Source organism: Methylomonas rhizoryzae, assembly GCF_008632455.1.
Taxonomy (GTDB): domain Bacteria; phylum Pseudomonadota; class Gammaproteobacteria; order Methylococcales; family Methylomonadaceae; genus Methylomonas; species Methylomonas rhizoryzae.
On record NZ_CP043929.1, the window covers coordinates 2142897 to 2155021 of the forward strand.

Below are 12125 nucleotides of genomic sequence, written 5' to 3' on the forward strand. Positions count from 1 at the left end.
AAAATACTGCGTTCGTCCTGAGATTTGCTGAGTGTGACACCTCGGGCTTCGACTAGCTCAGCCTTTATGTCCCAAAGGGTAAGAACGCTATACCCGCAAACAATGGAGCCGGATTAATAACCGCTTTCTCTTTCATGCGCCACCGGACCGTTTCACATGACTGAACCACCATTCCCAGACGCCGTCGCTGCCGAGCAAGTGCCGCCGCGGCCGAGAAAATCCCTGTATCCGCAAGCGATTCGCGACCTGTATGACCACGGATTGGCGGGGCGGGAAAAACGTGCGCTCGGCGACGCGTTCGGGCTACAAAACTTCGGCGTCAATCTGACCAAGTTGGCGCCGGGCGCGATTTCCGCCTTGCGCCATGCCCACGCCAAGCAGGACGAATTCATATACGTGCTACAAGGCACGCCGATGCTGTATACCGACGCGGGGGCGACGCTGTTGGCGCCGGGTCTATGCGCGGGCTTCAAGGCGGGTAGCGGCAACGCCCATCGCTTGGTCAACGAATCGGCGCAGGACGTGCTGTATCTGGAAATAGGCGACCGCACGCCGGGCGACCGGGTCGACTATCCCGACGACGATTTGTTGGCGGTCGGCACGGACGGCGGTTGGCTGTTCACCCATAAAGACGGCAAACCGTATCCGTGAGGGCTAAACAAAACCCTCGCATTATTTTGATGCGCCACGGCCAGCCTAGCGTGGCTTTGACCGGCTGGCTGCGGGCGCGCGACTTGGCTCGGCTCGCCGAAGCCTATCGCGTCGCCGGTATCGTCGATGCGCCGCCGCGGGTTAGCCTTGACGTGTTTCAGCGCATCGGCATGGTGTTGTGCAGCGATCTGCCGCGTTCCCGGCAATCGGCACACGCATTGGCTGTTGGCGAAAATCCGGTCGCCGATGCGCTGTTCGGAGAAGCTCGATTACCGCATTTTAATCAAGGTTGTGTTTGCCTGCCGGTGGGCGTATGGCTGGTCTTGTTGCGCCTGCTATGGTTGGCCGGCTTTTCCCGCAATGGCCAATCGTACCGGGCGGCCAAACGGCGTGCCGGCTTGGCCGCGCAACGCTTGATCGATTTTGCCGAAGTGCACGGCAGCGTGTTGTTGGTGGGGCACGGTGTGATGAATCACTTGATCGGCCGCGAACTGCGCGCCCGGGGCTGGCATTGTCGCCTGCGCCCTGGCAAGGATTATTGGACTTATGGGGTTTATGAGGCAAATTGAATAGTCGGGTTTGATGCCAACATGGGCGCCGGATTGTTATCGAAGGTTGGACAGTGCATGCGCTTACCGCATGGAGTCGCTATCGCATCGGTTTTTTCCCTGAGGTAAAAGAAAGTCCGTATCCAGCCTTAAGGTGTCGAACCGAACGTAAGCTCAAAATATTGCCGTGTCACGCCTGCCAGGGCCCGGCATCGAAAGGTAACCGGGCAGGGCGCGGATGCGCCGAAACCAGGCGACGATGTTGGGGTAATCGCTGGTGGCGATGCCTCCTGCCGGGGCCAGAGCCAGATAGGGATAAACGGCAAGGTCGGCAAGCAATCACCGGTCGTTGATCAGCTAATCGCGGTTTTCCAGATGGTCTTCGACGATGCCCAAGACCTTGTCGGCGGTTTGCTGAGCGCGTGCCATGTCGATGGTGCGGCCGAACTTTGCGTGTACTGATAGCATGGCCGATCTCGTTGGCAGCGAAGGAGCCAACGTCGCAGTTGGACCTTTTTCCTCGGTTATTGCCGATGGGCGCAGTGGCAGCGCCAATTCGGGTGAATACCAAATCTGCAAATTCGAACTGGGCGGCGGCATCAGACGCCTTGCTGCGTTTCCCGACTGTCCCAATCGGCCTTGATTTCCAAAATACGTGGCAGGCAGGTTTCGAATGCTTCGACCAGCGCAGGGTCGAAATGGCGGCCCGAGCCCTCGCGCACGGTTTTCAAGGCCTGTTCCACCGGCCAAGCCTCCTTGTAAGGGCGCTTCATGGTCAGTGCGTCGAACACGTCGACCAGCGCGACGATGCGCGCCGATGCGGGAATGGCTTCGCCAAGCAGGCCATCGGGATAACCGCTGCCGTCCCACTTCTCGTGATGGCGAAGTGCGACCTCGGCGGCCAACACAAATACCGGCGCGTCGCTGCTGGACAGGATTTCGTAGCCTATCCGGCAATGGGTACGCATGATGGCCCATTCGTCCGCATCCAGTTGGCCGGGTTTGCGCAACACCGAGTCGGGAATGCCGATTTTGCCGGTGTCGTGCATCGGAGCGGCTTGCTCCAGTAAAACGCAACTCTCCTTGGGCCAGCCGACGGCCTCGGCCAGTTGTCGGGCGTAAGCCGCGATGCGCCAGATATGCAGGCCGGTATCGCTGTCGTTGTAATGGCCGGCTTTGCCGAGCATGGCGAGGGCCTCGCCGTACGTTCTTTCCAAGCGTTTGGCCTGAACCAGCGATAGGTGGGTCCGCACCCGTGCCCGCACGATCCGGGGGTAAACCGGTTTGATCAAATAATCGACGCAGCCTGCGTCGAAGCCGGCTTCCTCTTTTTCCAATTCGGACAGTGTCGTAATGAAAATCACCGGGATGGCCTCGGTCGCCGGATTGGCTTTTAGGGCGCGGCAGACCGCATAGCCGTCCATTTCCGGCATCTGGATATCGAGCAGGACCAGACAGGGATGGTGCTTGCTCGCCAGCTCGAGCGCTTCCGCGCCGTTTCGAGCCAGCATTAACCTGTGTTCGTCTTTGAGCGTGTGGCGTAGGATGGCCAAATTGGTGGGCTCATCGTCAACGATGAGGATGGGGCCGTAAGGCATGGCTTACTCCGGTATCGATAAATTCAGGCGCTGCAACTGGCTGCGTACGGCGGCTTCCGCCGCGCGGAAATCGAAGTCGGCCAGTAGCGCGTCCAACTCGGCCAGTTGGATAGAATTCGGGTGCTGCCGCAGCCGGCCCAACCAGATTTCGGAATCATCGGGGTCGTTACGGTCGAGCGCTTCCAGCATGCCCTTGAATAACGCAAACAAGCCATTCCCAAGCGAGTCGGCAACCGGATCCGGCGAGGCAACGGGATTGTCGGCTTCCGGCCAAGCGTCGACTGCCGCGCGTACTTGATCTATCGCGGCTTGCAGCTCTGCTGTCAGTTTAATCGCCGTATCGCCCGCATTCAAGCATGTTTCTAGTTGGCGAGCCAATTCTGCGACTCGGGGTAGTCGCAGCGAACCAGCCACTCCGCAAAGTTTATGGGCCTGAGCTGCCGCTGCTTTCAGGTCGCCTTCGTTGCAGGCGGCTGCGATAGACGTTCCGCCCTCCACGAAAGCGGCGAGGAATTTATCCAGATAGGTGCGGTAGACGCCGAGCTGGCCCCATTGCTCGCGCGCGGCCGCCAGATCGATAGCCGGCAAGTCGGATTCACTGGCGTCGGTTGTCGGCAGCGGCGGCGGTACGCTTGCCGAACCGACGGCTGCGGTTGCGTCGCTCACGCCTGAGGTGGCCTTTCCGGCCAAGCATCCGGTCAAGCGTTGAATGGTTTCCATCATCTGCGCCACGTTGAACGGCTTGGCAATAAAATCGTTCATGCCGGAATCCTGCGCGGCATCGCGCAATTCTTGGAAGGCGCCGGCGGTCAGCGCGACGATAGGTAGCTCCCGCCAGCGTTCATCCGCCCGGATCAAGCGCGTGGCGGCATAGCCGTCCAGGCGCGGCATTTGCACGTCCATCAACACGATATCCGTCGCATCGGGATGGGCTCGCAGCCATTCCAGCGCGTCCTGGCCGTCGCAGGCCGTATCGACGATCGCGCCGTCCGCCTCCAGGATGCTCTTTGCCACTTCCCGGTTAATTTCGCTATCATCCACCACCAGCACGCGTACGCCGGGAATCCGGCGATTGCCGGCGTTACCGAGCTGCGCCGGGGCTGGCCGAAACAGTCCCTGACCGCGTTGGTTTAGCACGTCGGCGATGGCGGAGTAGAGCGTTGAGGCGGTGACCGGCTTGCTCAGCACCTTAACCACTCCCTCAATACCCGGCTGGGATAATAGTTCTTCACGCAAACGAGTGGTTACCATAAGCATTATCGGCGGATCCAAGTCCCGGGGTTTTTCCTGAAGCGCTTGGCGTATGGCTTTAGCGGTATTTAGCCCGTCCAGGCCCGGCATTTTCCAATCTAATACGATCGCATCGTAAAAACGTTGGCTGTGCATTCTGGCCAGCGCTTTCATCAGGGCGGCCTCGCCGGAAGCGGCGGTATCGGCCAGCCAACCCAGAGAGTCGGTAACAACGGCCAGGGCGTCGCGCACGCTGGCGCAGTCATCTGCGATCAGTAATTCGAGCCGAGCCAGTTGGGTTGGCCGGCGCTCCACGCGCTGGTCACGCTGCAACGGCAACACAAACCAGAATTCGCTGCCCCGGTCCACTTCGCTGGTCACTTGCAAGCGGCCGCCCATCAGTTCCACCAGTTGCATGCTGATGCTCAAACCCAAGCCGGTGCCGCCGAATCGGCGGCTGATGCTGCTATCGGCTTGGCCGAACGCCGAAAAAATCAGCGACTGCTGTTCGCTGGAAATGCCGATACCGGTATCGCGCACCCCAAATCGCAGCTTACATTGCTGTTTGTCCGCGGATTCCACACTAATGCGTAACTCGACTTCGCCGCGTTCGGTGAATTTGATCGCGTTGCTGAGCAAGTTGATCAATATTTGTTGCAGGCGCAAGGCGTCGCCAACCAAGGCGTCGATTTCGGCGGGTGGGGTGATGACCAATTCCAAGTCTTTGTTATGGGCGGCAGTCGCCATGATAGCGGCGAGGTTGTCCAGCAGTTCGGTCAGCTTGAACGGCGCGCGCTCGATTTCCAGCCGGCCGGCCTCGATCTTGGAAAAGTCCAGGATATCGTTGATCAGCGATAGCAGCGCATGCCCGGCATGGTGGACTTTGCGCACCAAGGCCAGCGATTCGCCGTCCAGGTGGCGCTGTTCCAACAGATAGCAAAAACCCAGCACGGCGTTCATCGGCGTGCGGATTTCATGGCTCATATTGGCCAGGAAGGCGCTCTTGGCGTGGTTGGCGGCGTCCGCCAACGCCATGGCTTTTTCCAGTTCTTCGGTTCGGCGGGCAACCAACATTTCCAACTGGTCGCGGTGCAGTTTGAGTTCCTCCTGGATGCGCTTGCTGTCGGTAATGTCTTGAATAACGCCCACGGCGACCTGGCTTTTGCCATCCGTTCGGTTGACGCGATAGCGGCCGGCTACCATGATCCAGCGGATTTCGCCATCGGTACGCCGAATCCGGCATTCGAATCTGCCTTCGCCGCCGCTGGCAAACGCCTCTTGCAGCACTGCCGCTACCTTGAGGCGGTCTGCCGCCAACACATGTGCCAGGAATTTGTCGACTGACCATGCCGACGCCGTGTCGGAATAGCCGAAAATACGGGCGTGTTCGATCGATCGGTACGCCGCGCGCGTTTCCAAGTCGACTTCCCAGGCGCCGGTATTCGACATCTCCAAAGCAAAATGCAGCCTTGTTTCACTTTCTCGGATAGCAGTTTCCGCTTCTTTTAATTCTTGAATGTCGGTACAGGTGCCGCACCATTTTTGTATCCGGCCTTGCTCGTTTAGCAGCGGCACGCCCCGGACCAGCCACCAGCGGTAAACGCCGTCCGCTCGCCGCAAGCGGCATTCTAATGAATAGCTTTCCCTATGCTGCGTCGCACGTTGCCATGCATCCCATGCGCGTTGCTTGTCTTCCGGATGGAAAGGAATATTCCAACCGTGACCGTAACTTTCTTCGAGCGTAAGCCCGGTATATTCGACCCATTGACGGTTAAAATAAACATTCCAACCGTCCGGCCGGGTGGCCCAGACCATTTGCGGCATCGTCTCCGCCAGCGAGCGAAATTCACGCTCGGTTTCTTGCAGGCGGAGCTGAGTTTCGGCATCGTTGCGCAATCTCGATATTTCAAGGCATGATCCAACCCGAGCCAATAACTCCCGCGCGCTGAATGGCTTGGTCAGATAGTCGTCGGCCCGGTGTTTCAAGCCTTCAATGCGTTCGTCCTCTCCGGCCCGGGCCGAGAGCAAAATGACCGGAATGGCACTGGTCTCCCGATCTTCGCGCAGAGCGCTCAGCAATCCGATGCCATCCAGGCCCGGCATCATGATGTCGGTCAGCACTAGATCGGGCCGACGTTGGCGCACTGCTGCCAGCGCCGCTAAGCCGTCGTGAACCGCCGTGACCGCATAGCCCTGCTGTCGTAAAAGCCGGGCAACATAGCCGCGCATGTCGACATTGTCGTCGGCAACCACGATGTGCGCGTTCAACCCGGTACTTAACTCTATTGATCCATCCGTTCCGGTTTGTTGGCTTGTGCCACATTCGTGTTCCTTTTCCAAGTCCCAACGCAACGCTTCCTCAGCGAAAAAATCGGCGGCCAGCGGATGAGCGTCCGTCGTCCGGGACGGACGAATCCGTTCCACCGGCAAATGTGCGGTGCCGGCGAGGATAGTCACGGTAAACGTGCTGCCGACACCCGGCCTACTCGTTACCCCGACTGCGCCGCCGTGCAAGCGGACCAGCTCCTGCACTAACGCCAGGCCGATGCCGCTGCCCTCATGGCTGCGCGAGCGCACGTTCGGCACCCGATGGAAGCGGTCGAATACGTGACTAAGTTGATCCGGCGCAATTCCCACTCCGGTATCGCGCACGGCTAGTTCGACCGAGGTTTCGCGCCAGCGCAGCGCCACCTCGATTTCACCGGAAAAGGTATGTTTGTAGGCGTTGCTGAGCAGATTGAGGACAATCTTTTCCCACATTTGCCGGTCCACATACACCGGTTCCGGTAAAGTCGGGCAGGATATGGCAAGCCGCAGACCCGCCTTGTCGGTAGCCGAACGGAATAGGCTGGCCAGTTCAGCGGTATAGGCGGCCAGATCGGTCGCTTCATAGGCCGCTTCCATCCGCCCGGCTTCGATGCGAGAAAAGTCGAGCAGCGAATTGACTAATTTCAGCAGACGCAAGCTGTTTCGATGTACCAGGCTAAGCTGCTCGTATGCGGTTGCGGCAGGCTGAGGGCCTTGCGGGGCAAAGCGGGCCAATAACTCTTCCAGCGGTCCCAGCATCAAGGTTAGCGGTGTGCGAAACTCGTGGCTGACGTTGGCAAAAAACTGGGTCTTCAGCTCATCCAACTCCAAGGTTTTGGCATACAGGCGCGACAATTCCTGATTGGCGCCCTTCAACTCCGCGCTGGCGGCCGCGATCTCTTTGCTGCGGGCGAACAGCTCGACTTCCATTTTGACGGCCTGGGCGCGTAAGGTGTCGTTGAGCTGGCTTTGCTCGACACCCTGCTGTTTGACGCGGATAAACTCGGTCAAATCTTCGGCCCGATGCAGCATATAGGCCACCTCGCCGTCCTTGCCCAGAATCGGGATATTGATCGGGCTCCAATAGCGCTCCTCGAAACCCGCGCCGTCGGGCCTGGGAATATCGTATTTTTGCACCGGCATCGTGTCGGGCTTGCCGGACTGCAACACCCGCTGCAAGGAGGCACTCAAATTGCGTTGGCCTTCCGCGGTCGGATCGTCGGGGTTGTCGGGAAAAACTTGGAACAACGTTTTTCCCAATATTTCCTCCCGGCAGGTCAACGTGGCTCGGGTGTAGGCATCACTGACCGCGACGATTTCCAGATTCGCATTTAGAACCAGATAGAGGTCGGGCGACGATTCGAACAGTAAGCGGAAATCCAAATTGTCATGGGTTGGGATGGAGTCATTCATTATTCGAAACGCCCGCCGGATTATTCCTAAGTAACTACGTCCCACTGTTTGAAAAAAATTGGCGCTAGCTGTAACGCACGCATCATAGGCCATAAGTCTCCATGCCAGAGTCTCTTTTCAAATGGTTGAGCGTTCTTACTTAATTTAGAAAACCATAATAGTCTTGATGACCTACCATCTTCTGCAACTTAGCAGCATCGGCCAGTCCAACCAACGTTTTGACCTGACAGCAAATAGCGCCATGAGAATGAGCCTGTTCCAATGTAAAAAGGTTTCTGTTTGGCGGATTTCATAAACGGATACGGTATCGAAAGCCGGGGCACTTAGCGTTATGTCAGGGGGGAGATTGCGCTCCGGGTTTCACTACATTGGCGGCGTCGGTCCTCGCAAAAGTGTGGTCAAAACTCGTAATTAATCCAGTACACCGTTTGTCATCCGATCTTAAAGGTTTGTTGGTTGCTGATGAAACATTATCAGAGCATTGGTATCGGCTGGTCGATAACCCGTCACTGCAAATGCCTCACCCAGTCATTGCCGACAGGAAATCAGCATGCTTGCGTTTGGGGTAAAGCGCATACGCCGGATTTTTGCTAGACGCTGATTAACATAGCGATAGAGCGGGATTCGGCTGTATAGCGGTTGGCGAGGAGGTCGGTGGCGCTGTCTAGCGCAACGCAGTCCATGGGCGAGGCTAGCGCGGTATCCAGCACGCGTCGCCAGTTCAGCGCTCGGTTATTGAAACTGTCCGGCAATTCGAATTCCAGTGATTCCCAAAAACTATTGAAAATAAAATAAAACACTTGGGTTTGCTGCAGTTCGGCGACCAAGATCGCCAAGCTGTGCGAATTGGCCGACCAATCCGCTTGGTTTAACTTAACCCCATGGTATTCGATGTGGATGCGTTGAAAGAATTGGTTCAACGTCGTGGAACTCGTGCTCTGCGAATACATGCTTTTACGCAACGCAATCAGGCTTTTTACGAAACGGTGAATATCGGCGTGTTGTTCCAATAACGACCAATCGAACCAGCTCAATTCGCTGTCGTGACAATAGGCGTTGTTGTTGCCTGCCTGGGTTCGGCACGCTTCGTCTCCCATGGTCAGCATCGGCGTGCCGGCGGACAACAAGTTCAACGCCAGAAAGTTTTTGATTTGCCGCTTGCGCAGGGCGTTGATGTGCGGGTCGTCGCTGGGTCCTTCGGCGCCGCAATTCCAGCTGTAGTTGTTGTCGCAGCCGTCGCGGTTTTGTTCCAGATTGGCGGCGTTGTGTTTGTCGTTGTAGGACACCAAATCCGCCAGGGTAAAGCCGTCGTGGCAGGTCACGAAATTGATGCTGGTTTCCGGATCTTTTTGCTCGTATAGGAAAATGTCGGGGCTGGCGAAGATGCGGTTGGGTAATTTGGCGACGCTGCCGCTGTCCGCCCGCAAAAACGAACGGATATCGTCGCGGAACTGGCCGTTCCATTCTTTCCAGAAGTCGCCGATGAAATGGCCGACTTGGTAAAGGCCGGCGGCGTCCCAGGCTTCCGCTATCAGCTTGCTGCCGGAGAGCACGGGATCGGTTTCTATGTCCCATAAAATCGGTGGGTTGGGAAATGGCCGGCCTTCTTCGTCGCGAGACAGGATGGATGCCAAGTCGAAACGAAAGCCGTCCACGTGCATTTCGGTGACCCAATAACGCAAGCTGTCCAATATTAAGCGTCTGACTACGGAATGATTGGCTTTCAAGGTGTTGCCGGTGCCGGAATAATTGCTATAGCTGCCGGTGTGCGGATCGAGGATGTAGTAGACGTCATTGGCCAAGCCTTTATAGCTTAAAACCGGCCCTCGGTGATCGCCTTCGGCGGTATGGTTGAACACCACGTCTAATATTACTTCTATGCCGGCTTTGTGCAGGGCTTTGACCATGTCGCGAAATTCGGCGATGGCGCCGAGCGGCGACGGGTCGGAACTGTAGGCGCTGTGCGGGGCGAAAAACGAAACCGGCGTATAGCCCCAATAGTTGACCAGGCCGGGCGGTGCGTCTTGCGGGTCGAATTGAAACACCGGCAACAGTTCCACTGCGGTAACTCCGAGTTCTTGCAAATAGGGGATTTTTTCGATGACGCCGGCATAAGTGCCGCGCTTGTCGGCCGGCAGGCCGGAGCTTTGATGTTGGGTAAAGCCGCGCACATGCATTTCGTAGATCACCGTTCCCCGGAAGGGTTTGCGCAGCGGTGCGTCGTCGCCCCAATTGTAGCCGCGGTAATCGACGACTACGCTTTTCATGGCTTGCCCCCAATTGCATCCGGGCTGGCAAGCCGTTTTTCTTTGATAATTCGGGCCGACTGCGATGCCGCGCGCATAAGGGTCCAATAGCAATTTATCCTTGGCGCGCTCGGATGTGGCCGGTCCGCTGACCCGATAACCGTAGAGTTGGCCGGCTTTGATGTCCGGCACGAAGGCATGCCAGTAATGAAAAGTCGCTTGTCGGCAGGGATCGAAGTCTACGATGCGGGCGGGTTGCTCGTCGGCGATGTCGTCGAACAACAGCAGCTGTACCGCTGCGGCGTTTTTGGCGTAAATGCTGAAATTGGCACCGCCCGGCCTGAGTGTCGAACCTAGCGGATAAGAACTGCCGTTGGGGAAGAGTTCGGTCATGGCGGTCGACATCCTGAGAGAGCAAGGCGATGCCGGTTAGTTTAGTTCAAGCCCGGTCGGCCGTGCGCTTATCGAAGCTGTTAGATCGCTTTCGAATATCGCAAAAGGGATTGGATATGCGTAGGTTTCGGTTACATTCTCGGTGCTTCGAATTTCGGCAAGGCTGGCGGGCAGCGGTTTAGTGACGGCCTCATGATGCCAGACACATCGCCGCCCGAAATTTGCCGAAGCGAAGGAGGCAACACGGGGGGCGAATGTCAATAAACCGATTCGCTACCGGTGCGTATCCTCAATACTAGCTTACAGCCGCTGTGTTTTAAATTCATGATCGCCAGAACGTGATTTTCGGTGACGATGTGGTCTTTCAAAAACACGGTGTCGTTGACCAGAATCTCCGCCGCCTCCATGCCGGGGCGCAGTTGATTCCAGGCCACTTCGATGATGGGGCGTGCCTCCATACTTTCGGTTTCTTGCAGCACTTGTAAAAAGGTTTCGACCACCAGCGGATCGTAAAAACTGCCGCTGCGGCTAGTCAGCATGTCCTTGGCTTGCGGGGCGGTCATTCTTTCCCCGCTGATAGCGCCGTCCAAATAATTCAAATAGTCTCTGACTACCGCCAAGATGCGGGCACCGACCGGAATCTCTTTACCCACCAGACCGAGAGGAAAGCCTTTGCCGTCGTAGTGTTCGTATTGCAAGCGGATGAAATCGGCCGCCGTTTTCAGCGGATCTATACCGGCGAGCAAGTCGTGACCCTCGATGGCATGATTTAAAAACGCTTTGTGCTGTTGTCGGTTCATCTGGTTGATGGGCGTGTTCAACAAGCTATCGGTCAGGCTTATTTTGCCTAATTGCAGTAACAGCGCCGCGAACACGATACTTTTGATTTCATCGGCTTCCAATTGCAAGCAAGTCGCCACTCGGCGGGCATTTTCGGCGATGTATTTGGCGTGACCACTTTTAATGCCGGGGCGCATTTCAATGATTTTGGCGAAAACCTTGATCGATTCGGTGTATTGTTTTTTCAGTTCGTTATGGGCTTGATCGACCATGCTCAGCGATTTTTTCACTTGCGCGGTGCGTTTTTCGACTTTTTCTTCCAAGCTGGCGTTGAGTTCTTCCAGTTCCTTGTTTTTGCTGTTGATAATGTCGAACAAACGGGCGCGTTCCTCCCTCGCCCGCTTTTGTTCCAGCGCGAAATGTACCCGGGTACGCAGGTCGTCATCGTCCCAGGGTTTGCAGCAGTAGCAAAATATCTGGCCGTCGTTGACGGCGGCTATCGTCGATTCTATGTCCGCGTATCCGGTCAGCAGCATGCGCATGGTATCCGGCCAACGTTTCGCCGCATGGCGCAGAAATTCGGCGCCGTCCATTTGCGGCATGCGCATGTCGGAAATGACTAAATCGAAGTTGTGTTGCTCCATTAGCGCTAAAGCGCTGACGCCGTTGTCGGCGGTTTGCAAATGATAGTGCGGATTGCGCAACACTCGGCACAGCGCTTTTAATACGTTGGGTTCGTCGTCTACCAGCAATATATTGGTAGCGGGCTGAATTGCCGTTCCCGGGAGACTGGTGGTGTTCATAGCGGCCTTTTGAGATCGGAAACTGGATATGTCCGTTTGCCGTGCTTTTTCGGTCGACTTTAACGCGGATTTGGAATGCGCGGACCGCACAAACTCGCCATGCGGCGGCGGATGCCATTGGAAAAGCCGCTCACGTTTTATCGAATGCCAAGAATA

General features: G+C 56.9%; 6 protein-coding genes. 2 read left to right on the forward strand and 4 right to left on the reverse strand.

Annotation, left to right across the window (positions count from 1 at the left end):
* Nucleotides 1-156 precede the first annotated feature (156 nt).
* On the forward strand, nucleotides 157-651 hold the full coding sequence (locus F1E05_RS09730) for a cupin domain-containing protein (protein WP_150048105.1): 495 nt from the start codon (nucleotides 157-159) through the stop codon (nucleotides 649-651).
* Nucleotides 652-680: 29 nt separating this feature from the next.
* Nucleotides 681-1220, forward strand: coding sequence for a histidine phosphatase family protein (locus F1E05_RS09735; RefSeq protein WP_150048106.1), 540 nt, complete (start codon nucleotides 681-683; stop codon nucleotides 1218-1220).
* 578 nt (nucleotides 1221-1798) lie between these two features.
* Here F1E05_RS09735 and F1E05_RS09740 read toward each other — a convergent pair.
* The 4 genes from F1E05_RS09740 to F1E05_RS09755 form a co-directional block, all read right to left on the reverse strand.
* Nucleotides 1799-2797 carry a response regulator gene (locus tag F1E05_RS09740; RefSeq protein ID WP_150048107.1) on the reverse strand — a complete coding sequence of 333 codons (999 nt, stop codon included), beginning with the start codon at nucleotides 2795-2797 and terminating at the stop codon, nucleotides 1799-1801.
* 3 nt (nucleotides 2798-2800) lie between these two features.
* Nucleotides 2801-7747 (reverse strand): response regulator, encoded by a 4947-nt coding sequence (locus F1E05_RS09745; RefSeq protein ID WP_190303297.1) that lies wholly within the window; start codon nucleotides 7745-7747, stop codon nucleotides 2801-2803.
* A 590-nt stretch (nucleotides 7748-8337) separates the two neighbouring features.
* Nucleotides 8338-10386 carry a glycogen debranching protein GlgX gene (gene glgX / locus F1E05_RS09750; protein ID WP_150048109.1) on the reverse strand — a complete coding sequence of 683 codons (2049 nt, stop codon included), beginning with the start codon at nucleotides 10384-10386 and terminating at the stop codon, nucleotides 8338-8340.
* A gap of 257 nt (nucleotides 10387-10643) precedes the next feature.
* Nucleotides 10644-11969: an HD domain-containing phosphohydrolase gene (locus tag F1E05_RS09755; RefSeq protein WP_150048110.1), complete on the reverse strand. Its 1326-nt coding sequence runs from the start codon at nucleotides 11967-11969 to the stop codon at nucleotides 10644-10646.
* Between the last annotated feature and the right edge of the window lie 156 nt (nucleotides 11970-12125).